This is a genomic window from Solimonas terrae (assembly GCF_011067135.1).
Taxonomy (GTDB): domain Bacteria; phylum Pseudomonadota; class Gammaproteobacteria; order Nevskiales; family Nevskiaceae; genus Solimonas; species Solimonas terrae.
This window is the reverse complement of the sequence record NZ_JAAMOW010000001.1, coordinates 192440-217581: the sequence shown is the minus strand read 5'-3', so window position 1 is coordinate 217581 and position 25142 is coordinate 192440. Positions and strand designations below refer to the sequence as shown.

15 protein-coding genes are annotated in these 25142 nt (G+C 62.7%); 8 read left to right on the top strand and 7 right to left on the bottom strand.

What is annotated here, in order from left to right:
• Positions 1–54 precede the first annotated feature (54 nt).
• The 5 genes from G7Y85_RS00915 (at position 55) to G7Y85_RS00895 (ending at position 6642) form a co-directional block, all read left to right on the top strand.
• Positions 55–1026, top strand: coding sequence for a LysR family transcriptional regulator (locus tag G7Y85_RS00915; RefSeq protein ID WP_166250735.1), 972 nt, complete (start codon positions 55–57; stop codon positions 1024–1026).
• A gap of 249 nt (positions 1027–1275) precedes the next feature.
• A complete protein-coding gene (locus G7Y85_RS00910; protein ID WP_206675456.1) occupies positions 1276–2889 on the top strand; it encodes an FAD-dependent oxidoreductase in 1614 nt (537 codons plus the stop codon).
• 8 nt (positions 2890–2897) lie between these two features.
• Positions 2898–4400 carry a bifunctional 3-(3-hydroxy-phenyl)propionate/3-hydroxycinnamic acid hydroxylase gene (locus G7Y85_RS00905; protein WP_166250734.1) on the top strand — a complete coding sequence of 501 codons (1503 nt, stop codon included), beginning with the start codon at positions 2898–2900 and terminating at the stop codon, positions 4398–4400.
• 76 nt (positions 4401–4476) lie between these two features.
• Positions 4477–5631, top strand: coding sequence for a VOC family protein (locus G7Y85_RS00900; protein WP_166250733.1), 1155 nt, complete (start codon positions 4477–4479; stop codon positions 5629–5631).
• Between the two features lie 57 nt (positions 5632–5688).
• The gene (locus tag G7Y85_RS00895) at positions 5689–6642 is read left to right on the top strand and encodes a fumarylacetoacetate hydrolase family protein (RefSeq protein WP_166250732.1); all 954 of its coding nucleotides are present in this window, start codon (positions 5689–5691) and stop codon (positions 6640–6642) included.
• Positions 6643–6706: 64 nt separating this feature from the next.
• On the opposite strand, the gene G7Y85_RS00890 is transcribed toward G7Y85_RS00895, so the two are convergent.
• From G7Y85_RS00890 to G7Y85_RS00865, 6 genes are all read right to left on the bottom strand, one after another.
• Positions 6707–8335: a tannase/feruloyl esterase family alpha/beta hydrolase gene (locus G7Y85_RS00890; RefSeq protein WP_166250731.1), complete on the bottom strand. Its 1629-nt coding sequence runs from the start codon at positions 8333–8335 to the stop codon at positions 6707–6709.
• Entirely contained in the window at positions 8332–10125 is a 1794-nt protein-coding gene (locus G7Y85_RS00885; RefSeq protein ID WP_166250730.1) for a CocE/NonD family hydrolase, read from the bottom strand. The genes G7Y85_RS00890 and G7Y85_RS00885 overlap by 4 nt, the downstream gene beginning before the upstream one ends.
• Positions 10126–10165: 40 nt before the next feature.
• The gene (locus tag G7Y85_RS00880; protein ID WP_166250729.1) at positions 10166–12559 is read right to left on the bottom strand and encodes a TonB-dependent receptor; all 2394 of its coding nucleotides are present in this window, start codon (positions 12557–12559) and stop codon (positions 10166–10168) included.
• A gap of 127 nt (positions 12560–12686) precedes the next feature.
• Entirely contained in the window at positions 12687–14114 is a 1428-nt protein-coding gene (gene xylE, locus G7Y85_RS00875; protein ID WP_166250728.1) for a D-xylose transporter XylE, read from the bottom strand.
• Positions 14115–14151: 37 nt separating this feature from the next.
• Entirely contained in the window at positions 14152–15699 is a 1548-nt protein-coding gene (treF, locus tag G7Y85_RS00870; protein WP_206675455.1) for an alpha,alpha-trehalase TreF, read from the bottom strand.
• Positions 15700–15738: 39 nt separating this feature from the next.
• Positions 15739–17298: an acyl-CoA synthetase gene (locus tag G7Y85_RS00865; RefSeq protein ID WP_166250726.1), complete on the bottom strand. Its 1560-nt coding sequence runs from the start codon at positions 17296–17298 to the stop codon at positions 15739–15741.
• Between the two features lie 209 nt (positions 17299–17507).
• On the opposite strand from G7Y85_RS00865, the gene G7Y85_RS00860 reads away from it, so the two are divergent.
• Together G7Y85_RS00860 and G7Y85_RS00855 are read left to right on the top strand one after the other, a co-directional pair.
• Positions 17508–20204 (top strand): winged helix-turn-helix domain-containing protein, encoded by a 2697-nt coding sequence (locus G7Y85_RS00860; RefSeq protein WP_166250725.1) that lies wholly within the window; start codon positions 17508–17510, stop codon positions 20202–20204.
• Between the two features lie 337 nt (positions 20205–20541).
• A complete protein-coding gene (locus G7Y85_RS00855; protein ID WP_166250724.1) occupies positions 20542–22188 on the top strand; it encodes a tannase/feruloyl esterase family alpha/beta hydrolase in 1647 nt (548 codons plus the stop codon).
• 300 nt (positions 22189–22488) lie between these two features.
• On the opposite strand, the gene G7Y85_RS00850 is transcribed toward G7Y85_RS00855, so the two are convergent.
• Positions 22489–22716 carry a DUF6496 domain-containing protein gene (locus tag G7Y85_RS00850; protein ID WP_166250723.1) on the bottom strand — a complete coding sequence of 76 codons (228 nt, stop codon included), beginning with the start codon at positions 22714–22716 and terminating at the stop codon, positions 22489–22491.
• Between the two features lie 634 nt (positions 22717–23350).
• Between G7Y85_RS00850 and G7Y85_RS00845 the strand changes: the two genes are divergently transcribed.
• Positions 23351–25141 carry a thiamine pyrophosphate-requiring protein gene (locus G7Y85_RS00845; RefSeq protein WP_166250722.1) on the top strand — a complete coding sequence of 597 codons (1791 nt, stop codon included), beginning with the start codon at positions 23351–23353 and terminating at the stop codon, positions 25139–25141.
• The last annotated feature ends 1 nt before the right edge of the window (position 25142 follow it).

Genomic DNA, 25142 nt, shown 5'->3' with positions numbered 1-25142 from the left:
AGGGACAGGCAGGCAATGGGATAAGATGCCAATAAATGGTTTGTGATATCAGAAATGAATAACCTGACAGTGGTCAAATTTTCGGCTCTCAGAGACTTTCTTGCAGTCGTGGAACGCGGCAGCGTGCATGCAGCCGCGCGGCATCAGGGCGGTGCACAGCCAACCGTGAGCCGCAATATCAGAGAACTCGAGCGTCGTCTTGGCGTCGTGCTGTTCGAGCGCAGCGCAAAAGGTGCCCAGCTCACGCCTCTCGGCAAAGTGTTCTACTCGAGAGCCAGGGCCGCGCAGGGTGAACTGTTGCGGGCCGAGGAGGAATTGGCGCAACTGCGCGGAGAGACGCATGGCAACGTGACGATGGCACTTTCGACAGTAGCGCAATTCGCATTGCTGCCTGACGCGATCGGGCCTTTTCGCAGAAAGTATCCCGACGTACGCCTGAACATCATGGATGCCCTGTTTCCGCGTATCGACAGCGATCTTCGCAGCGGCAGCATCGACTGCTACATCGGGCCGGCACCCGAGGATATCGGTTCGGAATTCCGGACGGAAACGCTGTTCGAAAATACTCGAGTGGTCGTTGGCCGCAAGGGGCATCCCCTCAGCAAGGCAAAGTCACTGCGGGATCTCGTCGATGCCGAGTGGGCGAGCACGACGCTGACGCACAGGGCAGATGCCGAACTGGCTCCGCTGTTCGAGCAATACGGCTTGCCGACCCCGCGGCCGGTCATGCAGATGCATTCCGCCCTCACGACTCTGGTATTGATCGCGAAAACGGATCTGCTGGTGCTGCTTCCCATTCAATGGGTTGAGTCTCAGCTCTGGACCGATGCCGTGCAGACGATTCCGGTGAAGGAACTGCTGCCGGCGCCACCCATCCGGATTGTCCGTCGCAGTGCCCTGCCCTTGACCCCCGCTGCCGAGTACTTCTGCGACATGATGCGTCGCGTTGCGGTGAATAAATATGCCGCACCTGCAACACCGGCTCTCGGCGGCGCAAAAAAAAGCCGGCTTGCGCGGATGCGATAGCAGGCTTCGTATCGCATCAGAAATGGGGGATGCGGCGGCATTCCTGACAGCTGTACGTCCTGGTCCGGCCGGGATCACAGTCTGCAACGAGTTCGCGGAGACAAATTACCAATTCGACGGCATGACACCTCGATTGAACCGTCACGGCTGACGATACAAATCAGGTATCAGCTCGCTGATTTTGCTCTCTTATGAGCCAGGGACGCGTTTTCTAGACTGATCGGCGACAGTCAGGTCCAGGAGTGGCGCGTGCCAAGCTCAGCTATTGCAACGCAAGTTTTGATCGTGGGGGCAGGCCCAACGGGCCTTGCAGCCGCCATTGAGCTGGGCATGCGCGGAATTGACGTGTTGGTCATCGATCGCAATGCCCGCGGCGGACAAGCACCTCGCGCCAAAACCACCAATGTTCGTACGCGCACGCACCTGAGGCGCTGGGGCATTGCTGGCAAGCTAGCCGCCGAAGCGCCGTTTGGCATCGACTTTCCAAACGACATGATTTTTGTCACCAGCCTGTCAGGGCACAAACTCGCTCATTTTCGTGATGCATTCAACGCGGCGCCGGGGCGCAATCCACTCTACCCCGAGCATGCGCAGTGGGTGCCGCAATACAAGCTCGAAAAGGTGTTGCTGGAGCACACGCGGACGCTTCCCAGCGTCGAGATCCGGTTCAATACCCGCTTTGTGACCGCGCGTCAGAATCAGGATCAGGTTGTCGCCACATTGGAGGATGCGTCCGGAAAAAGTCTGGAAGTCGGCGCCCGCTATCTGATTGCTGCGGATGGCGCACGCAGCACTGCGCGTGAAGTCATGGGCATCAAGTCGGACGCTCTGCGCAAGCTCGGCAACAGCTACAACATCATATTTCGTGCACCGGAATTTGCGCGCGAGCACAAGCACGAGAAAGGCGTGATGTATCTGCAGATCGGCAAACATGGAGTGAGCGCCATCGGCCCCATGGATACCGACGACCGGTGGTTCTTCATGCCGATGGGAGTGCCGGAAGGAAAACATCTCAGCGACCAGGAAGCGATCGCCTTGATCCGCGAGCGCAGTGGTCTGCGCAGCCCCATCGAAATTCTGAGCGCCGATTCATGGGTGGCGAGTGTCTGGCTGGCAGATCGCTATCGGGATCACCGCATGCTGCTCGCAGGCGATGCCTGTCACTTGCATCCGCCCACGGGCGGATACGGAATGAACATGGGCATTGGTGATGGTGTCGATCTTGGCTGGAAACTGGCAGCCGTGCTGCAGGGCTGGGCCGATGCAGCTTTTCTGGACAGCTATCAGTCGGAACGACAGCCGTTGCACAGGATCGTGATTGAAGAGGCCGTTGCGAACTTTGCCGCGGCGCCGGTACCGCCTGCCATCATCGAGCGGGACGGATTCATCGGCCGCGGCCTGCGCGCCCTGATTGGGCGCAAGATCCAGAAGACCAAGGCGCGTGAGTTCCACACCTTGGGTACCGTCCTCGGGCTCGGATATGAAGGGTCTCCATGGGTCGCCGATGAAGGCGGCACGGCGCCGATGCACGACAACGGCAACTACACACCGACCGCACGACCCGGATATCTGGCACCTCATGCGTGGCTTGCCGACGGCAGCTCGATCTACGATCTGTTCGGTCAGGGGTTCACGTTGCTCGTTGCGGCTGATGCTTCAGCCGCTGAAGTCACGCAGGCCGAGCTCGATGCACGGCAAGCGCGAATCCCGTTGAAGGTGGTACGCCCGGAAGGACTGGACGTCGAAGCCCTGTATCAGGCCAGACTTGCCCTGATTCGCCCCGATCAACATGTTTCGTGGCGCGGCCAGCGATGGCAACCTGACGTGCTTTCCCTCGTGATCCAAGGGTCCGCCAGGAGGTAGCCCCGGCGATGTTGCCCGACAGCGTGGATGTCCTCGTGGTGGGCTACGGACCTGTTGGCGCCGCATTGACAGCGTTGCTGGGTCGATACGGTGTTGGTGTTCTGGTCATCGACAAGGCGCCGGGCATTTACACGGCTCCGAGGGCGATCGCGCTCGACAATGATGCGCTGCGGATTCTTCAGGATGTCGGCGTCCTGGAGGGATTCGATCGCTGCGAAATTCCACAGGTCACGATGAGGAGCCCGTATTTCGGTCATTTCGGCACGATGGATACGTCGGCCTCGATCAACGGGCATCCGATGCTGGTGACGTTCTACCAGCCTCAGTTGGAGGCGGCGTTGCGGCGCAAGGCGGAAGGTTCGGCGTCCGTGACGGTCGCGTGTTCCACGACGCTGCTCGGTTTCTCCGATGAAGGGGTGCAGGTCCGCGCGACACTGCAAGACGCGCGGGGCACGCGAGCGGAGGTGACCTGCAAATTCCTGATCGGTGTCGACGGCGCAAACTCGGCAGTGCGCAAGGCCATCGGCCAGGAGTTTCGCGGCAAGTCCTACAAGCAAGACTGGTTGATTGTCGATGCGGTCGGAGTTCCGGACAACATTGACCACGTTGAATTCATCTGCGACCCGCGGCGACCGGTACCGCACATGGTCGCACCGGGAAATCGGACGCGCTGGGAATTCATGCTGGCGCCAGGCGAATCACGGGAGCAAATGGAGACAGCGGAATCCATTCGCAGACTGCTGGCCCCTTGGCCGGGCACTGACAAGGCGACGATAGAGCGAAAGGCCGTCTATCAATTCCAGGCGCGGTCCTGCGAAAAATACCGGAAGGGCAGAGTTTTCCTGGCGGGCGACGCGGCGCACGTCACGCCGCCATTTGCCGGCCAGGGTCTGATCAGCGGACTGCGCGATGCGCAGAATCTCGCCTGGAAACTCGCGGCGGTGATTTCAAATCGCGCCGCAGTCGGCATCCTGGATTCCTACGATTCCGAGCGGCGTCCACATGCGCTTGCGATGATACGGCTGGCCAAGGGGCTCGGCTCCATGATCATGCCAGGCAACGCGTTCAAGGCGGTGATCATTCACGGATTCATCAAAGTGCTGCGACTGATTCCACCTGTCCGACGCTTCCTTGAGTCGGCAGGGCCAAAACCGAAAAGCGAATACCCGAACGGCCTGTTTGTTCCGGGCAAGGGCAGGCTGAAACGCGGAGGCCTTTTGCCGCAAGCGCGTTTGCGGGACTCGAATGGGTCTTTGCTTTCCGATCAATTCCTGGGGCCTCACTTGACGTTGATGAGCTTCGGCTCCGAGTGCCGGCTGGATTCCGAGGTGGACGCGCTGTGGAGTCAGGCACATGGAACGATCGTGTCCATTCCGGCGCAGGCTGAATTCAGCCATCTCGATGGATGGTGCGCCGTGATCAGACCGGATCGGATCGTTTTGCATGATGGCCCTGCGGCGGACGCTTCCGAGTTGGCCAGGCAATCGCTGAATCTCATGCGTCATTCGTAACGGTCTTCGCTGGAGACGTCAGTCGTCCGGAAGCGTTCGGGAAGTTCCCAGTCGTTGTTGCCACGTGGAGAGAAGCATGAAGTCGGACATGAACTACATCGGGGTCGAGAAGCTGTCAGCCGCAGCTGTGGAGAATCCCGGGACGGTCCGCATCCCAAGACCGGAGCCCATCGTCAAGGCTGACGACGTTGCTTACATCATGTTCTGCAAGAAGAGCCTCGAACGGCAGAAGGCGTTTTTGCTTGACTTCGGAATGGTGATCTCCGCCGAGACACCCGAAGCAATCTACATGCGCGGTACCGGCCCGCTACCCTATTTCTACGTGGCATTTGATGCTCAGAAAATGAAGCCGCGGCCAAAGCGGCACGGCTTCCTCGGAATCGGCTTCTCGGTCAAGACAGCGGGCGAACTGGATACGCTGAGCAAAGCGACCGGCGTGACCATCGAGCCCATCGACGGCCCGGGAGCAGGCAACCGCGTCCGCTTGTCTGATCCGGATGGATTCATTGTCGATGTCTGTCACGGCCGGCAAATGCTCGAACGCCTGGACAGTCGAGCGCCCATTGCCGTGAACACACCGCTGGAAAAAAGGCGTGTCAACGAAGCCATACGCACACCCATCCTGCCCTCGCCCATTGAACGTCTGGGGCACGCGGTCCTGTCGGTGACGTCGCTGGAGGTTTCGCAGCGGTGGTATATGCGGCACCTTGGGCTCATTCCGTCCGATGTGCAGTGTATCGAGGACGGATCCCCGGTTCTGGCCTTCAATCGCCTGAATCGCGGCGCGGAACTCGCAGATCATCATTCGCTTGTGCTGACCCAGAACGTGATGGCGCAGTACATGCACAGTGCTTACGAAACGCTCGACCTAGACAGTATCGGCCAAGGCCACCAGTACCTCGCCTCCAGAGGCTGGAGTCATCACTGGGGGATCGGTCGCCATATCCTGGGAAGCCAGATCTTCGACTACTGGAAGGACCCCGAAGGTGAAGAGCTCGAACACTATGCCGACGGCGATGTGTTCGATTCGGCCAGGGAAACCCGCTATCACCCGATGGATCTTGGCGGCCTGTACGCATGGGGAGCTGAAGTACCGAACATCGCTCCGAAGCCGACGCCGTCATTCATCATGTCGGTCGTTCGATCCCTGCGCAGCGGAAAAATGACGGCAAGGCAATTGGGCCTTCTCAAGAAAGCGATGTCGACCAAGGCGAGACCCTGGTCGCGCTGACGCCGCTGGAACGTCTCAACACACTTTCGATCACTTCACCAGAATCGAGTCAATCACATGACCGTCAATGTCATCCGCTATCAACACGAAGGTCTCAAGCATTGGGGCGTACTCCGCTCCGGCAAGGTCACCTGCATCCCGGGCCCTTTCGTCACGACCGGTGATCTGCTTCGCAGTACAAATATCGGTGACCTGCTCAAGCTGGACGGTCCGACGATCGACTTGGCCGCAGTAAGTCTGCTTTCTCCAGTGACATCCAATCAGCAGTTCGTTTGCCAGGGTGCCAACTATCGCCAGCATATGATCGAGTCCGGGGTCGATCCGGATGTCAAGGCATTCAACATGATCTTCACCAAAGCGCAGAGCTGCATTTGTCCTGCAAACAGCGATGTGATCAAGCCGAATGGTGTGCAGTTTCTCGACTACGAAGTTGAACTTGGGTTGATATTGCGCAAGTCGATTCGGGAGTCCGTTACCGTGACGGGCGCCAATCTGCACGAGTTCGTGGCCGGCGCCGTTGTCGTCAACGACTATTCCGCCCGCGACGTGCAAATTCCGCAAATGCAGTTCTACAAGGGAAAATCGTTCCGGACTTTCGGACCGGTCGGCCCTTGGTTGACCTTGCTGGATGCTTCGAATATCGCGATGCTTGACAAGCTTCAGCTCAAGCTGACTGTCAACGGCGAAGTACGCCAGAACGACAACTCGGCAAATCTGGTCTACAAGCCGGCGGAGACCCTGACCGAGCTTTCAAAGGTGCAGGATTTCGAAGCCGGCGATCTCCTGGCGACGGGGACGCCAGCTGGTTGCGCATTGTCCGTACCGTCGCCCGGAAAGCAGCGACTCGCCGCGCTTCTCCCTGAACGGAAGAAGTGGCAGATCTTCCAGAAGGTTCAAGCCGGACGCGCTCAGTATCTGAAGGTTGGCGATGTCGTCGAAGCCTCAATTCGCAGCACGGACGGCAGCATGGATCTCGGTGTACAGCGCAACAGAATCGTTGCCGAATCGTGATCCTGCGTGATTCTCAGCCAATAGCGGTTCGGCATCCTTTGCCGATCCGATGTGCAGCGGGTCTCTAATTGCCACCAATCGCTCCGTCGGAGTCGCCAACTTCGAGCGCGCAGCTGAAACTGCTCGCGTCATCGGGGGAGCTGTTTCCGTTCCAGCGCGCTGCTTGAGGGTAAGGACACAGAGGGCGTGAACGGATCGCCTTTGCCTTTTCAGGGGCGAGCAGCGGCTTCAAGTCGCTGTCGTATTTTGTCGCAATGATCGGCCCCGGCTCGCGCGCCTGTTCGACCCAGGCCTCCAGGGCCGCACTGATGTTGTGGCGAGGATCGGCGTGGCCGCCAGGCGGCAAACCACCGAAGACGTTGGGGCCAGGGCCGCCGATGCAGTGCTGCAGACCAGGCACCATGTATAGCCTTACGAAGTCGTCAGTCTTTGCGCCGCCCATGCGGGCACGCAGGTTTTCGTAATAATCGATCGTGATCTGAGGCTGCAGTGCCGGATCGTTCCAGCCGTGAAACAGGATCAGCTTGCCGCCATGTGCGGCGAAACGCGTCAGATCGGGATCATCCGCATCGAGTGCCGCATGCAGGCGATCGTACATCGCCGCTTCATCGCGCTTTATATCGAAACTGTCGAGGCTCCAGCGAGGATCGTCGTACACAAGGTAACGATAGAAATCCTGTGCGTAGCCATACTCGATGCTCTTGTGCGGCTTGTCGCCGCTGAACCATTCCGCCGCGCCACCCTTCTTGCCGAGTTCACCACCCGGCATGAAGCCATGATGCCGTTCGTCGGGGCCGGAATAGATTGCACGCAAGGCCCGTTGCTGCGGCGTTGTCAGGCACGAGTCGGTTTCCGGCCCCTTGCATTGAAGCGCTGCCGGATCGAAGTGGCAGCGCCGCGGATCGTCGATGACGCCGTCCTTCACGCCGTCGAGCGTGTCGCAGGCCGCAAGGGTGGCGGCGGCAATCGCCGGCCACTTGCCGCTCGGAATATAGGCCCCGGGTTTCTGCAGCTGTTGCTGAGTCCAGGCCCAGGCCGGAAGCTGGACCGTCGGCAACATTGCCGGTGCACCAGCAAGGATGCCGTCATAGTCATCCGGATAGCGCTGCGCCTCCATCAGTCCCTCGCGGCCGCCGTTCGAGCAGCTGCCGAAATAAGCGTGCTCGGGCTGGCGGCCGTAGTAGGCGGTGATGAGTTCCTTCGCGTGGAGTGCGGTTTCGTGAATGGCGCGATCGCCATAGTCGCGGATTTTCTCGGGATGACCGAGCGCCCAGCGACCATCACGATCATTGGCTTCGTGGCCGGTGTCGGTCGCCGCCGCCGCATAGCCCTGCTGCAGTGCGTAGCGCAGGCTGAGCTTGTCGATCGATCCGGCAAAGCCGCCATTGCCGATGCCCTGCAACTTGCCGTTCCAGGCTTTGGCCGGCAGCCAGACGTCGGCGCGGATCGTCGAATCAGGCACCGGCGTGATTTCCAGTTCGACGCGACACGACGGTGGCTCATGAAAGAACGGCAGACCGATGAACAAGCCGATCAACGAAAACTCTCTGCCGCCGGAGTCCGCCGTTGCCGACACCACGTGCGCGTGCTCGAACTGCAGATCGCGCAGCTGCTTGCAAGGCCCGGCGATCTGCCGGTCGGCGCAGGCGCCGATCGCGAGCAGAACCAGAACCGGCAGAACCTTCCGGATCAAGACGTGCTCCCGTTTTCATGCCGGCAGGGCTGGAACGGCAGACTGCCGCACTGAGGTTCCGGGCCCTGCGCCTTGATCCCCGGAACGACCGGAATTTTCAGCAACGATGGATGCGTGGAATCGTGATAGACCGTATTGAACCCCGGCAGCATCAACGGCGTCAGCCCCCAGCCCGGTGACGGGATGGGAGACGGCGCCGCAAGCAGCAGCTCAAGCGAATGGCCGGCGCGCAGGATGTAAACCACCGGCAGCAACGAAAAGTCGAAGCGGTAGACATGGCCGGCCTGCAGCGGCTCGTCCTTGAGGTGCGGATGAAACACATATTGCGCGGTCGACCGCGACGAATCGACGGCGCGCCGCGAGGCTCGCAGATAGCCGCGCTGGATGAAGGTCACGTCGCCGGACGGCGACACGTCATGCAGGTTCACCATGAAATCCGTGTTGACCTGCTCGCTCGCCGCGTACAGCACGACTTCTGGCGCCCCGAAAATGGCCGTGTCGTGCGCGACGGGCGGTGTGCGATAGCGCAGAGAACCCCAGTCGAGTGCGGTCATAGCGAACTGCACCGCATCGCCCGGCAACTCGGTGCCCGCGGGATAAAAATATTCGCGCGTACCGGCGGCCTCACCGTTCGCCGGCTTGTCCTGCAAAGCGCCGCCTGCCGTCATGAACCAGCTCTGCCATTTCGTCTCGGGCGCCGGCCAGTCCGCCAGGGCCTGCGTGGCGGTCGCGTGCACCGGCACGACATCGCCATAGTTCGCAGCCGCTGTCGGCGTCGTGCCGAAGTCGATGCGCACACGCGGCTCGCCGTCGACCCCGTTGTCATCGCCCTTGAGCCAGTGATCCATCCAGCGCCCCACTTCTTCCTGCGCTGTCGAATCGAGATACGAATCGTGACCACCGCTGAGGACGAAGAGACGTTTGCTCTTCGCGGTCAGTCGCGCAAATACGTTCAGCGCGCTGCTGCCGACGGCTGGATCGGTCCAGCTTTGCACCATCAGCGTCGGCACCGTCACGTCAGGCGCCCGATCGTAGGGCGAATAGCGTTGGTAGTACTCGCCATCGTACGGCTGCGCACGCACACGGGCGACCAGCGAGTTCGGCCCGATGCGCGCGACGCGTGCCTCGCAGTCCTTGTCGCCAAGACCTGCACGCAGTTGCGCGAATTTCAGCGATGCACCCGGCTGGTCGTAGCGGCTCCAGTGCGCCGCGAAGCTGGCGTTGTAGATGCCGCCGAGATACCAACCGTCGGCATAGATCCGACTGATCGTGCCGCCAGGCGCGATCGCGACCAGGTGCGTGGGATGCAGCGCGGCAATGCCGAACTGCACGATGCCGGGTTGCGAGTTACCGACGAGGCCGATCTTGCCGTTGCTCCAGGCCTGCGAGCCGGCCCAGTCGACGAAGACTGCCCCGTCGCGCGCGTCCTGTGCACCGAATGGAACGTAGTCGCCGTCCGAGCACCCGGTGCCGCGCACACTGGCGGCGACGAAGGCATAGCCGCGCGCAACCCACGCACGCACCATGCCCAGGGGCGGCATCGAGCCGGCGCCGTAGACGTCGTACCACGCGATCGTCGGCAGCGGCCCTGCACCTTCGGGGCGATAGACGACGTACGCCAGCGGCGTGCCGTCCGCGGCCTTGAAGTAGCCGAACTCGCGCTCGATGCCGGCCAGCGGCCGATCCTTGAGATCGAAGCCGGCCTGCGCCCCGCCGGCGCACAGCAGCAGCATTGCGATCGCGGCCAGCTGCAGCCATCGTGAAACGAAACCCGCGTGCACGTCTTTCATCGATTCTCCCCGCAGTGGCGATGCCCTCATCGGTGCCGCCTCAGAAATGCCCGCTCAGACGCACGGTGATCGCGCGCGGCTGGATATAGGTGTAGTCGCTGTACGGCGTGGCACCGCCGGCGTAGACGTGGTTGACGACACCGCGCTCGTCGAGGAGGTTGTTGGCTGACAGCGTGATCTCGGGCAACCAGAGCAGGCGCTCGTTGTCGATGCTGAGCTGAACGTCCCATTGCTGGTAGTCGAACACCGGCGCTTCCTGAGCGAGGTTGTTGGTGGCCTTGCCCATGTAGGTATGCGTGACGGCACCGTTGAGATTCCACGGCGAGAGATCGACGGCGTAGGCCAGCGTCGTCGCGGTCTGCCAATGCGGCGAGAACGGCCAGCGCGCGCCGACCGGCACCTCGGAGCCGTCGGATGCGGTGAACGGCTCCGTGGTCACGGTATCCGCGTAGGCCGCGGAAACCGTCAGCATCAGGCCGGGAACCGGCAGCAGGGCCTGCAGCGTCGCTTCGCCGCCGACGCTCTTCACGCCGCCGACATTGCTGATGAAGCTGAGCAGTCCGGTCGAGTCCGGCTGCAGGTATTGCGGGTGATGCCAGCGTTCGTAGAAGCCGGCGATGTCGGCATGCAGCTTGCGATCGAACCACTGCGTGCGCAGACCCGCTTCGTAATTCCAGATTGTGTCGGATTTGAAGGTTGCCGGCGGTGGCGGGGATGGTGGCAGTGTCGCACCGGCTTGCACACCGCCGACACGGAAGCCCTTGGCCGCAGTCGTGTAGGCCAGTACGTCCGGCGTCAGATGCCAGAGCAGCGAAGCCTTGGGATTGAATCCCTGTTCGTGGATTTCCGCCTGCGTCACCGAGGTCGGCGAACCGGTCGTCGCCAGGGTGATGGCGCCGCCAAGCGTGTTGCTGCCGCCGGAATTCGTCCAGTAGTAGCGACCGCCAAGCGTCAGCTCGAGATCGGTCCACAGCCGCCGCGTGACTTCGCCGAAGATCGCCTTCTCCTCGACCGTGACGTCGGACACCGTACTGACGGCATCCAACTGGCCGTCCGGTCCGGCCAGGCCGCCGAGACCCGGCAGCAGCGCGTCGAGTACCGGCAGCAGCACGTCGACCGGTACCGACGGATCGCCGAGCGTGATGTCGAGGCGGTCGTAGACCTTCTGCCGCGACCAGAATGCGCCCGTCACCCATTGCCAGGCGGCGTTCTTGTCGTCGGGCGATACCAGCCGCAACTCCTGAGCGTACGTGTCGGAGTGCGCCGCATAGACCTGCGCGAGCAGCGGCAGCGCACCGCCCAGCAAGGTGCGCGAGGCATCGAAGTAGTTGTCGAGCTTCTTGTAGACATAGGAGCTTTCCGAGACCAGGCGCGCCCCGCCGAAGTCGTAGGCAAGATTCAGGTCGGCCAGCTGGTAACGGTTCTGCTGCGGACTGCTGCGCGGGCGCACGTTGCTGCTCAGATTGCCGTCGCCGTTGTCGGTCGTCGAGGCATCATCGATTTGGGTGCCCTGCCAGGCGTAGGTCAGGCGCGCCATGAACGGATCGGACGGTTGCCAGCCGAGAATGCCGCGCACGCCGTCCTGCGTGACTTCGTTCGCATCGTTCTTGCCGGTGCGCAGGTTGTCGACATAGCCCGGCGAATCGCGGTGGAAGCCGGTGACGCGCAAGGCCAGGTCTTCGCCGATCGGTGCGTTCACGGCGCCGCCGTAGGTCGGCTTCAGGCCGCCGTCGCTGAGATCGGTGTATTCGCCGAAATACTTGATCCGCCAGACGCCGAACTCCGGCGCCTTTGGAACGTAACGGATCGCGCCGTTGAAACCGGAGGCACCGAACAGCGTGCCCTGCGGCCCTTTCAGGACGTCGACGCTCTGCAGATCGAACGGATTCGGATCCAGCGCCACGAGCGGAACATACTCGTCCGTGAACGAGACGTCGCCAAACATCACGCCGGTCGTGAAGCTGGTCGCCGGCTGCGCCGAGATGCCGCGCACCGTGATGCGCGGCGGGCTGTCCGGCGCTTCCGTGTAGTTCACGCCCGGCACCAGCTTGACGATGTCCTGCGCGGTCTGCGCATTGCGCTGTTCGAGTTCGTCGCCGGGAATCGACGCGATGCTCGCCGGAATGTCGCGCAGATTCTTGCGGCGCTTGGTCGCGGTGACGATGACTTCGGCGATCTGCCCGCTCGCGCCCGACGATGCGGCTTCCGTCTGCGAAGCCGGAGTCGTGGCGTCCGCGGCGGCGGCATTCGCGCCGTTGTCGGCGAGCGCTGCAGGTGCGGTGTCGGCCGAAACTGGCGCTGCCGAGGCATCGGCGTCCGCCTGTGCCCAGGCATCCGCCATGCAAACGCTCACGCCCAGGGTCGTCAGCACCGCTGCGGCAACACTTGCCGTGGTCGCAAAGCTGCGTCCGGTACTCCATCGATGGCTACGCATTCACTCCTCCCGTCGACGTCATCGCGTCGTCTCTAGTTCTGTCCGCGCCATCGCTGGCGAAGCTCGATGTGCAGGCTAGGACAGCCGAGGCATCGGCAACCCTCCCGGATCGGGAGGCTCAGGCCATTCAGTCGCGGCGCTTCCACAGCGAAGCGACGGATTCCAGCGAGCGACCCTTGGTTTCCGGCACGCAGCGCAGCACGAAGATGGCCGCGAACAGGCTGATGGCCGCGTACAGCGCATATGGGAAGCCGTGGTGGAAATGCGCGATCAGCCGCGAATTGCCGTCGAACAGGCGGAATGACCACGACACGGCGATATTGGCGAGCCACTGTGCGGCCACGGCCAGCGACAGTGCCCTGCCCTTGATCGAATTCGGGAAGATCTCGGCGAGCAGCACCCAGGTGACCGGACCCCAGGACAGGGCGAAGCCGGCGACGTAGACCAGCATGGCGAGCAGCGCGCCAATGCCGAGCGCCTGCGATGCGAAGCAGATCGACAGCGCCGCCATCGCCGCTGCCATCACGAAGCCGCCCAGCACCAGCAGTGGTTTGCGGCCCCAGCGATCGACCGTGAAGATCGCCAGCACCGTGGCCAGCAGATTGACGACGCCGACCAGCACCGTCTGCAGCAGCGCGGTCTGCCCGCCGGCGCCCATGTTGCGGAAGATCAACGGTGCGTAATACAGCACGGCATTGATGCCGACCGCCTGCTGGAACACCGACAGCAGTACGCCGATGATCACGACGCCCGCACCGAAATGCAGCAGCGGCTGCGTGTGTTGCACGAGGCTCTGGCGGATCTCGGCGAGCGCACGGTCGGCTTCGACCTCGCCGGCCAGGCGGACGAGCAGCGAGCGCGCCTCGTCGTCGCGCGCCTTGAGCACCAGCCAGCGCGGGCTGTCGTCGGCGCGCAGCAACAGCAGCAACAGGAGCGCAGCCGGCAACGCCGCGGACGCCAGCATCAGGCGCCAGCCGACGGCATGCACCCAGGCATCATCGCCGGCACCGGCGATCGCCCAGTTGACGAAATAGACGCCGACGATGCCGACGACGATCGCCATCTGGTTGTACGACACCAGACGGCCACGGATCGCGCCGGGCGCAATTTCGGCGATGTACATCGGCGACACCATCGAGGCGATGCCGATGCCGACACCGCCGAGTATCCGGTAGAGGATGAAGGCCGGCAGCGCGGCCGGCCCGGCAGCGCCGATCGCGCCGAATCCGATCTCCGGCAGCGCGGCGCCGATCGACGAGACGATGAACAGCACGGCGGCCAGCATCAGGGTCTTGCGCCGCCCCGAGCGGTCGGCGGCCCAACCCGCCATCGCAGCGCCGATCACGCAACCGATCAGCGCGCTCGAGATCGTGAAGCCGGAAAGGGTATCGCGGGCGGTTTCGGACAATGCCAGCGGGGCGATGAAGTAGCGGTCGATGGAATCGACCGCTCCGGAGATCACGGCAGTGTCGTAGCCGAACATCAGGCCGCCGAGATTGGCGATCAGCGTGAGACGGGTCGCAAGCGAATGCGAAGACCTTGAAGCGGGATTCATCGGACGAAGCTCCCTGCTGGCGCGCCGGGTCGGCGCTTCATTTGCAATCCGGGTACTGGTCAAGCAGCGCGCGCGTCACGCCGTTGGTCCAGCCGAAGCCGTCCTGCAGCGGATACTCGCCGCCACCGCCTGGCCGGCGAGTTTCGACATCGTATTTCTCGACCAGGCGGTGCTCGACGTCGTAGGTGCGTTCCACGGTAAGCAGCCAGCGACAGGCCAGCGACCGGGCGTCGTCGCGCAGGCCGTAGCGCGACAGGGCGTCGACCGCGATCCATTGCAGCGGCGCCCAGCCGTTCGGTGCGTCCCACTGCTGGCCGGTGTGACGGGCAGTCGTCACCAGGCCGCCGGACTTGACCAGGCGACGTTCGACAACCTCCGCGACGGCCGCCGCATGCTGCGGCACTGCAGCGCCGACGAACAACGGATACAGCGTTGCCGCGCTCAGTCTTCGCGTCGGTTCGCCGCGGCGCCATTGGTAGTCGAAATAGCAATGGGCCTTCACGTTCCAGAGGTAACGCTCTATGGCGGCGCGCCGCGCCGCCATGCGCTGCGTGAATTCGGTTTCGCAGCCGCTGTCGTGGACACGCGCGCAGCCCAGCGCAATGGCCTGTTCCAGCCCATACAACAGACTGTTGAGGTCAACTGGCACAATTGCCGTGGTCTCGATCGTCTGCAAGTGCCGGCCGTCGGCGAACCAGCGCGAGCTGAAATCCCAACCGCTTTCGGCCGCGGCGCGGATATCTCGATAAACTTCGGCGGCAGGTCGCTGCGTCCGCTGCGCGACGGCCACATCCTTGCGATAGGCCTCGTCGCGTGGTGTGTCGCGTGCATCCCAGTACCGGTTCAGCAGCGCGCCATCGGCCAGCCGGACGACGTGCGCCGCGGCCGTGCCGACCGCGAGCGAGCGTTCGCCCGACATCCAGTAGGCATGTTCGGCGCGCAATGCAGGCAGCCAGGCAGCGTAGGCCTGCGCCGGATCCGTCGGATCGAGCAGTCCCACCATCAGGAAGAACACGGGCGGTTGCGAACGGCTCAGGTAATACGTGCGCGTGCCGTTCGGGATGTGCCCATATCGGGCAATCAGCGCCGCGAAGCCGGCCACCATGTCCTGCACGATGTCGGTGTGCCCGTCGCGCACCAGGCCCAGCGCCGTGAAGTACGAATCCCAGTAGTACAGCTCGCGGAAGCGTCCGCCGGGAATCACGTGCGGAAATGCGAATGCCAGCGCCGAGGAACCCGGCGCTGGCACGGTCGGAGGACGCTGCAGCGCCGTCCATAGCCTGGCGATGTGCTCCTTCAACGCACATGACGCAGACGGCTCGGCCGGCTGCACCGCTCCATCGTGCGGAAGGTCGAAATGCGCCGCGACAAATGCCGCTAGCTCGGCGCGATCACGCGGCACGTGGGCTCGATACGCCGCGAGGATCGCAGCGGGATTCTGGCGCGGCTCGGCGTCGGCAAAGGTCTTGTCGTCTGAAAACAGTGATTGCGACTCAACGCGTACGAACAGTTCCTGGTAGACATCCAGCGGTGATGGTGGCGTGGCTGGTGCTGCAGCGGCAGTGCTGCCGCATAGCGCCAACACGATGCACGTTATGAATCCACTCAGGCGCATCGCCGGAAACTAACCCACGCGCCGTTGTCGCTGCTGCCAGTACGGTTCCCGCAAGGTGATCTTCAGCACCTTGCCAGCGCCGGATAACGGCAGCGCGTCGCGCATCTCGAGGCTGCGCGGACACTTGTAGCCCGCAATGAGCGCGCGGCAGTGATCTCGGAGTTCATCGATGCCGAAATCGACGGCGCCCGGCTTTCGCACGATCACCGCATGCACCGCTTCCCCCCAGTGATCGTCGGGGATGCCAATCACGGCGCAAGACGCAACCGCGGGATGCTGGGCAATCGCGTTTTCGACTTCAGCTGAATAGATGTTTTCGCCACCACTGATGATCATGTCCTTGACGCGATCGACGATGAAAAGAAAACCGTCCTGGTCGAGATAGCCGCTGTCGCCCGTGTACATCCAGCCGTCGCGTATGGCTTCGGCAGTCTGCTCCGGCCGGTTCCAGTAGCCTTGCATGACGCCGGCGCCACGAGCCGTGATTTCACCCACCGAGCTGAATGGCAACTCTCGGCCTTCTTGATCGACGATCCTGATCTCGACGCCCAGCATCGGCCGGCCCGCAGAGCGGAACTTGCCGAGCTTGCGCCCCTGCGCGTCGTGGTAGTCGGGGCCGAGCAGGCTCACTGCGGGCGACATTTCGGTCTGCCCATACGCCTGCGTGAACCGTGCTCCGGGCAGTCGCTCGATGGCGCGGTCGAGCAGCGCTTCGCTGATCGGCGAGGCGCCGTAGATCAGCTTGCGCAGGGAATCCAGCTTGTAGTCGGACAGACGCGGATGGTCGACGAGCATCTGGATCATCGTCGGCACCAGCAGGATCGCGTTCACGCGTTCGCGTTCGACTGTCTGCAATACGGTCTCCGGCTGAAATGCCGGCAGGATGACCTGGGTACAGCCGCGCAAGAACAGCATGATGCCGAAAAATCCATCGGCGAGATGAAACATCGGCGCCACGTGCAAAGCAACGTCGTCCTCTTCGACGACACGCTCGGCGAGCCCGTTCAATGCGTTCGATACCAGATTGGCATGCGACAGCATCACGCCTTTGGGAAAGCCCGTCGTACCACCCGTGTAGAAAACGCCGGCGAGGTCACTGTTCGCGCGCATCGCGTCGCTGACCGGCGTGTGGTCGGCGATCAGCTGTTCGTAGTCGAACATACCAGACGGCGCCGCGCCGTCGCCGGCATGAATCAGCGTGCGGAGCGATCGTGAGCGTTCGCAAAGTTCACCGACGATCGCCGCGAAAGCATCGTCGACAACGAGGATGTGCGTGTCGCAGTCGTCAAGAGAATATGCAATTTCACGAGCGCTCCAGCGGATGTTCACCGGATTGACGGCGCCCCCGCCCCACCACACCGCAAAGTACAGTTCGAGGAAACGGTCGGAGTTCAGCGCGAGGATGCCAACCCGCTCGCCCGGTTTCATGCCGAGTTGGCACAACGCGCCCGCCATTCGTGCGACGCGATCGGCAAAGGTGTCGAAATCGTGCCGGCGCGAGCCGAATACCGTCGCGAGGCGGCTCGGATAATGGCGCCGCGCGCGATGCAGCGCCTGCGTCAGATTCATGATGGACATCGCGCTCTCCCCGGTCTTCTCGTCGGCGACACGGTTGTAGGACATCGATTCGATGTCGCGGCAGGATAGCGGGCCGCAGGCCTCGGCTACCCTCCCGGATCGGGAGGTCTGGCAGGGCGACGAGCGCCCTACATTTCTGCGCTACCCTGAGGCAGAGCGCGTGGCCGAGCCCCCGCGCAATGTCGGCCGGCGCCAGAATCATGATCGAGAACAGCCAGAGCGAACTTTCGCTTATCCGCACCAAGCTGGCGCCTCCGCGCATCGGCAGCGCGCCCGTCGCGCGTGGTGCCTTGCTTGATCAGCTCGAAGCACGTTGCGATCGCAAGCTCAGTCTCGTGCTCGGGCCAGCCGGCAGCGGTAAGACGATGTTGCTGACGCAGTGGCGGAAGCGGCTCATCCAGCGCGGCGCAACCGTCGCCTGGTACAACGTCAGTGCCGACGACGACGACGTCTACATCGCCGCTTACATCGCCGAAAGTTTTCGTGCAGCTGGGCTGGCAATCAGCAGCGACGGACTCAAGCTGTTCGCCCGGTCGGGCGGCAAGGCGTGGAAGCTGTTTCTGACATCTCTTATCAACGAACTCGGCGAGCACCCGAGCGAGATCTATTTCTTCATTGATGACTTCCAATACATCGCCTCCTTCACGATTCTGAAACTTGTCGATCATTGGCTGGCCCTGGCACCACCGCGCTTTCACCTGGCCATGGCGTCGAGAATCCGTCCGCCGATCGACCTTGGACGATTGCGCAGCGAAGACCAATTGACCGAGATCGACTTCAAGGATTTGCGTTTCAGTCTCGACGAGACTCGCGAGTTTGCGAAAGTGCAGGGTCTGGATCGCCTTGCACAGAAGCAGATCGGCGCGCTCCACGACATCACCGACGGCTGGGCCGCCGGCCTGCAGTTGCTCGCCTTTTCCCTGCGCAAGCAAAGGCTGCCAGACGATTTCCTGGAGGGACAGGCACGTCTGTCACTCGCACAGGAAGAATCGCTCGAACACTATCTGCAGCGGGCCGCGCTCGAGCATCTCAGCGCGGCCGAGCTTTCTTTCCTGACGCGGATCTCGGCGTGTCGGCGCTTCAATCGCGAGCTTTGCGAACTGCTGACCAGTGATCCGCAGGCCGCCACGCATTTGCGCAAGTTCGAAGCCGAGAACCTGTTCCTGCTGCCGATCGACACCACCGACATCGAGCCCTGGTACCGCCTGCACCGCCTGTTCGCCAACTTTCTCAACAAGCGTCTGGAAAAGCTCGGCGAACCGGAGCTGCAGAAGTTGCATCAGCTTGCTAGCCACTGGTTTGCGGGCAAAGGCCTGCATCGCGAAGCCTTGCGGCATGCACGGCTGGCGTCCGACATGGATTTGCTCATGGACCTGATCGATCGGGTCGCAAGGCGAATGATCGCGGGCGCTGAATTCACGCAGCTGTTGGCCTGGTACGCGATCGTGCCCCGCGAGCGACTGCGAACCCGACTCGATGCGTGCCTGTGTACGGCCTGGGCTCAGGTGTCCGTCGGCCGCACCGATGAGTTCGAGCGTTCGCTGGGGGACATCGCCCTGCACCCCGACAGTTCGCACCCGGACGTCCGTACCGAAGTGGAACTGATGAAAGCCTACCGCTTCATGCGAAAGGACGACACTGGTTCGCAGCTGCGTATTGTCGAACCGATGCTGAGCGACGCGCCCCCCGCCAGTGCATTTCAAGCGGTACTGGCGGCATATCTCGCCGGGATCGGCCGCGTTTATGCCAACCGCTTCGAAGCCGCTCGGGACGCCGTAAGAAGCCGCCACGGATCTGGCCGCGGCGACCACCCCAAACCATTTCTCGAGATGATCCAGGGCTTGAGCTATCTGATTCAAGGACATATCGATCAGGCGGCGGAATTGCTGGCCTCGGTGCTCGACGATGCAGTCCGCACGGCAGCGCTCGGCGCCGACGCCAGCGGCATCATCGTCGGCTATCTGATCGAAGCACGGTTCCAGCAGGACCGTCTGGATCTCGCGCGCACCTTGCTGGACCAGCACGCCGAGCTGATCGACGCGGTGGGGGCCGCCGACAGCGTGCTGTTCAGCTATCGGGTAAGAGCACGTCTTGAACAGCTTGACGGCAATCCGGAAGCAGCCGCAAAAACGCTGCAGCGACTTGAGGACTTCGGTTACCAGGAAGGTGCCGACAGGCTTGTGGCCTGGAGTCTGTATGAGCAGATACGCATGGCGCTGCGCGCGCAGCGCAGTCTCTCCGTTCGCGAACTCCTGCAGCGCCTCGATTTGCTCGCGCAGCGATACGAGGGGAAGCAGAACTGCGCGTGGGCGGAGATTCCGCTGGCTGCCCTGCTCGCTCGCGCCGACATCGCATTCGACGAGTCCGACGATGCAGTCTGTCTGGCTCTGCTGGATCAGGGCGACAAGGCTGCGGCGATCAACGGCCGCCATCAACTTGCAGCGCGTCTTGGATTCATGCGCGCCATCATCCTCTTGCGTGGCGGGGATTCGTCGCAGGCGACGCTGCAAGCCAGGGCCAGCCTCAGCGCTGCAGCGGAACTCGGCATGCGCCGCCTGCTTCTTGATATCGGCTCGGCCGCTGCCGCCTTGCTGGGCGTGTTGCAATCGCTTGAGCTGAGTACGCAAGAACAGACATTCCTTGATGCAGCGGTTCTGGCAATGACGCCGGCAGCGCCAACAGTTACCGAAGTCGCTGGCGTCGAGGTGCTGTCACGACGTGAGCGCGAAGTGCTTGAGCTGCTCAGCCGTGCGCTGTCGACAAAGAGCATTGCGCGCTCGCTCGATCTTTCGGCCGGAACCGTGAAGTGGCATCTCAAGAATATCTACGGAAAGCTCAACGCCGTCTCGCGCGAAGATGCGCTCGCGAAGGCCAGAAAGCTGCACATTCTGGTCTGAGCATCGTTGCCGGCTGGAGTACGGCCACGAGCCAGAAGAGGCGCCCGTTCCGCGATGTATTTCGCGCGTCGTCTTGCCCAATGCGACGAGATTGAAGTTCTGAACAGCTGGACTCCATGCTTGAGGCAGCCGATCAGCTGAACGCTTGCCGCTTTCGCGTGAACGGGGTTCTGCCGACCAGCGCCGGCAACGATTTGGCGTCGGTCCAGGCGGGAACATGGTGCCTCCCAGCGCCGGACAACCCTCCCGATCGGAGAGGCTTCGAATGAGCCCTCCGACTTGGATACTGCGTACTTGACGGCAAGGCTGCCGTCTCGATCTCTTGCAGGAGTGATCCATGAAAGGCTGTCTTGTCGGCTTTGTCGTCATGCTTGGACTGCTGTGCAGCGGTTGTGCGCTAGGTGCCGGCGATTCGAAGTGCGACGCACTGAAGAACCTCACGCTCGACCAGACCCTGATCTCGTCGGTGGATGCTGATCGTGGGGGTTACAGCTTGTCCTGGAAGACAGCATTCATCGGCGTCCCGTGGTTGAAGCTTCCAGCCTCGTGCCGCGTCGATGGTGTGATTCAACCGACGTCCGATTCGCATATCGGCTTCACGGTATGGATGCCGGCGCGCGATTGGAATGGTCGCTTTCTGGGCCTTGGCAACGGCGGGTTTGGCGGCAGCATCGAGAAAATCGGGCTGAGCTTCGCGCTACAGCATGGCTATGCCGTTGCCGCAACGGATACAGGCCATGTGGCCAGCGATCTCGACGGATCCTGGGCGCTTGGACATCCGGAGAAACTGCTCGACTACGGTTATCGCGCAATTCATGAAACGGCGCAGAAGGCAAAAACGCTGATCGCGGCGTATTACGGTCGCCCGCCTTCGTATTCCTATTTCTCGGGGGCTTCGAACGGGGGGCGGCAGGCCCTGATGGAAGCGCAGCGCTATCCGGAGGATTACGACGGCATCCTCGTCGGTTGCCCGCCCGCAGACGGTGCCACGGCGATGGCATCTTCCATCTGGATACAGAAGCAACTCAACCGCAGCCCGGCCGCCTACATTCCCAAGCGCAAGTTGCCCGCGATTGCGGCCGCTACGGTCGCTGCCTGCGACGCCCTGGACGGCGTCAAAGATGGCGTCATCGACGACCCTCGCCATTGCAATTTCCATCCGGAATCGCTGCGTTGTGCCGGGAAGGAAACCAATGCCTGCCTGACGGCGCCGCAGATCGAAAGCCTGCGTGCGATCTACAGTGGTGACGGCGGTGTGTTTGATGGTCACCGCCGCCGCGGTTACGAGCCCGGCGGCGAGCTCGGCAGCTTCGGCGGCTGGGCGAAGTATCTGTTGGGCTCCGGACCCGGAAAAGGCGTGCTGTATCGCTATTCGCTCGAATTTCCGCGCTTCCTGATCTACAAGGATCCGCAGTGGACGCTGGATCACTTCGATGTCGAGAAATTTCACGCAGATGCCGAACACGCACTCGGTCAGATCTACAGCACCGATGATCCGGACTTGACCGCTTTCAAGTCGCGCGGCGGCAAACTGATCCTATTTCACGGCTGGAGCGATCCCGCAATTCCGCCCCGGCTTACCGTCGATTATTACGAACGCATGCGGGCCACGATGGGCACTGATTCCGTCGATGGATTTGTGCGTCTCTACATGGTGCCTGGCCTGCAGCACGGCGTCGGCGGGCCCGGGGCCAACGTCTTCGGTCAACTGGCACCCGGAAGCGGGGACGCTCGACACAACATCAGTGCGGCGTTGTTCGACTGGGTGGAAAAAGGTGTCGCCCCAGGTGCCATCATTGCGAGTCGATACGACGGCGACCTCAAACCTTTGCTGGCGCCCGACAGGGCGACCTTGATTCGCACGAGACCGCTTTGTCCCTATCCGGAATTTGCTCGCTGGACCGGTCGGGGCTCCAGTGATGATGCTGAGACCTTCAGTTGCGTGGCACCGCCGCTCGAGACTGTCCGCGCGATGCAACCGTGAGGTCCGCGGTGCCCAACCCCGACAGCCGGGAACGAGGACAACATGAATGGATGGAAGTAATGCGAATCCTCGGCATCTACGACCGCTACTCCCGGCAACTGACTCAAGCCGATCGCGGTGGCTGTGAATTGTGGGCTATTGCGATACGTCATTCTCGGGGCTGGCATCGGCATTTGCGGACTCCTGAATGATTGTCGATCAAATCGCAGGAATCGCCTGGCTCGATGCAAAATCTTGTTCGCGCCGGTTGTGCGACACGGAGCACCGTCGCTGCATTGGCGGCGTGCGGCTTTCGGCAGGCTATGTTGGCGATTTCTTCGATGGCACCTTGCCGCCCTTCTTGCGCGCTTCCGACAGGCCGATGGCGATCGCCTGCTTGCGGCTTCGGACATGACGACCCGAGCCGCTCTTCAGCGTGCCGCGCCTCTTGCGCCGCAGCGCCGATGCGACCGACTTCGAGGCCGCCTTGCCATACTTGCGCTTGCCGGACGAAGCAGATTTGCCGCTGGACTTCCTGGTCGTGGCCATGCTGGTTTCCTCCCGATGGCATCGGTTTCAAGACATTGGATTGCCGCCGGTGACACCGTGGACCTCATCGGTAACGCAGCTCGATTGCCGCGACGCGAGCGTCACGAACAACGGCGCGCATTCCACGGGCGGAACCGGTCGGCCAGGTAGAGTTTTCACATTCATCAAGCGCCCTGAATCGTACAGGCGTCGCCGCTCATGGCTTCGGAAATTTTCACGTCATCCCTCTTGCTCTTCGTTGAGGCATTTCGCTGCCCGACTGCGCCGGCGCGGATACGGAACATCGGTCGCCATGACATTTACGACTATCCCTCCCATGTGAAGTTCAAACGCGAATCCGCGTGCTCAGTGCACTTTCGGCGGGGGCCGCGACGCCGTGAAACAGCGACGTTCCGGATGCAGTGGAACAGGCGTCAAATCCCCGACTCCTTCGGATGCCGTAATTGGTGTCACCGCCAATACCTTGGACACCTTTTCGCGGCTCGCTTGCTGACGGTCAGCTGAACCTCGAGGCGTATGGCGCCGCAGTGTCAGACGCCGGACTTCCCGAGAGGAACTTGCCAGGCGCAACGCGGTCGCAAATCAGAGGGAGCGCAGGACGCGCTTTGAAATCCATCCAGCACAAGGACGTGCCATGGCAACTGCAACAGTGGGAGATTTCATTCTCCAGCGCCTCAGTGAATGGGGCATCAAGCGGATCTTCGGATACCCGGGCGACGGCATCAACGGCCTGATGGGCGCGATGGGCCGCGCTGCCGAACGTTTCGACTATGTACGCGTGCGACACGAGGAAATGGCCGCATTCATGGCCGGCGCGCACGCCAAATACACCGGCGAGATCGGCGTCTGCATGGCAACCTCCGGCCCGGGCGCCCTGCATCTGCTCGCCGGTTTGTACGACGCCAAGATGGATCACATGCCGGTCGTCGCCATCGTCGGCCAGCAGGCCGTATCGGCGCTCGGCAGCGACTTCCAGCAGGAGGTCAATCTCGCGGCGGTCTTCGAGGACGTCTCCGACTACACGCAATCGATCGCGACGCCGGCGCAGGCCCGGCATGTGATCGACCGCGCGCTGCGCATCGCCGCCGCCGAGCGCACCGTGACCTGCGTCATCGTGCCGAACGACGTGCAGCTGATGGACGCCGTGCCGAGTCCGCCGCGCGCGCACGGCAACAACTATTCGAGTGTCGGCTATGCGCCGGATCATCCGGTGCCGTCGGCCGAGGCGCTGCAGCATGCGGCGGAGCTGCTGAACAGCGGCGAGAAGGTCGCGGTGCTGGCGGGCGCCGGCGCGCTCGGCGCGACCGATGAAGTCATCGAGGTTTGCGAACTGCTCGGTGCCGGTGTCGCCAAGCCGCTGCTCGGCAAGGCCGCGGTGCCGGACGATCTACCGTTCGTGACCGGTTCGATCGGCCTGCTCGGCACCGAGCCGAGCTACTGGATGATGAATCGCTGCGACACGCTGCTGATGATCGGCACCACCTTCCCGTATGCCGAGTTCCTGCCGAAGGACGGTCAGGCGCGCGCCGTGCAGATCGATCTGTCGCCGCGCAATGTCGGCATGCGCTATCCGACCGAGGTCAATCTGATCGGCGATGCCGCCGAGACTTTGCGGCGATTGATGCCGTTGCTCAAGCGCAAACAGGATCGCGGCTGGCGCGAGAGCGTCGAGAAACGGGTTGCGACGTGGTGGAAAGACTCGGAGGCGCGGGCGATGGCGTCCGCCGACCCGATCAATCCGCAGCGCGTGTTCTGGGAGCTGTCGCCGCTGCTGCCGGACCGGGCGATTCTCTGCGGCGACTGCGGCTCGCACACCAACTGGTATGCGCGCGACGTCAAGCTGCGTCGCGGCATGATGGGCTCGCTGTCGGGCAAGCTCGCCAGCATGGGCAGCGGCGTGCCGTACGCGATTGCCGCCAAGATGGCACATCCGGACAGGCCGGTGATCGCAATGGTCGGCGATGGCGCGATGCAGATGAACGGCAACGCCGAACTGCTGACCGTCAAGCAGTACTGGAAGCGCTGGCAGGACCCGCGCTTCGTCGTCATGGTGATGGTCAATCACGATCTGAACCAGGTGACTTGGGAGCAGCGCGCACTGGCCGGCGATCCGAAGTTCGAGACCGCGCAGGACGTCATCGACTTCCCGTATTCGCGCTACGGCGAGATGCTCGGCTTCCACGGCATTCGTGTCGACAAGCCGGACGACATCGCCGGCGCCTGGCAGCGTGCGCTGAGCGCCGACCGGCCCGTCGTCATCGAGTTCATCACCGATCCGGACGTACCGCCGCTGCCGCCGCACATCACCTGGGAGCAGGCCAAGGCGCTGATGGGCACGCTGACCAAGGGTGACCCGGACGAAGGCGGCATCATCAAGCAGAGCGCCAAACAGCTGCTCGCCTCGCTCGGCACGACCGTCGACTGAC

Bases quoted from the DNA above. Each gene is read 5' to 3' on its own strand.
- G7Y85_RS00915 (WP_166250735.1), top strand. From the start codon at position 55: ATGAATAACCTGACAGTGGTCAAATTTTCGGCTCTCAGAGACTTTCTT.
- G7Y85_RS00905 (WP_166250734.1), top strand. From the start codon at position 2,898: ATGTTGCCCGACAGCGTGGATGTCCTCGTGGTGGGCTACGGACCTGTT.
- G7Y85_RS00900 (WP_166250733.1), top strand. From the start codon at position 4,477: ATGAAGTCGGACATGAACTACATCGGGGTCGAGAAGCTGTCAGCCGCA.
- G7Y85_RS00895 (WP_166250732.1), top strand. From the start codon at position 5,689: ATGACCGTCAATGTCATCCGCTATCAACACGAAGGTCTCAAGCATTGG.
- G7Y85_RS00885 (WP_166250730.1), bottom strand. From the start codon at position 10,125: ATGAAAGACGTGCACGCGGGTTTCGTTTCACGATGGCTGCAGCTGGCC.
- G7Y85_RS00880 (WP_166250729.1), bottom strand. From the start codon at position 12,559: ATGCGTAGCCATCGATGGAGTACCGGACGCAGCTTTGCGACCACGGCA.
- xylE (WP_166250728.1), bottom strand. From the start codon at position 14,114: ATGAATCCCGCTTCAAGGTCTTCGCATTCGCTTGCGACCCGTCTCACG.
- G7Y85_RS00865 (WP_166250726.1), bottom strand. From the start codon at position 17,298: ATGAATCTGACGCAGGCGCTGCATCGCGCGCGGCGCCATTATCCGAGC.
- G7Y85_RS00860 (WP_166250725.1), top strand. From the start codon at position 17,508: ATGATCGAGAACAGCCAGAGCGAACTTTCGCTTATCCGCACCAAGCTG.
- G7Y85_RS00855 (WP_166250724.1), top strand. From the start codon at position 20,542: ATGAAAGGCTGTCTTGTCGGCTTTGTCGTCATGCTTGGACTGCTGTGC.
- G7Y85_RS00850 (WP_166250723.1), bottom strand. From the start codon at position 22,716: ATGGCCACGACCAGGAAGTCCAGCGGCAAATCTGCTTCGTCCGGCAAG.
- G7Y85_RS00845 (WP_166250722.1), top strand. From the start codon at position 23,351: ATGGCAACTGCAACAGTGGGAGATTTCATTCTCCAGCGCCTCAGTGAA.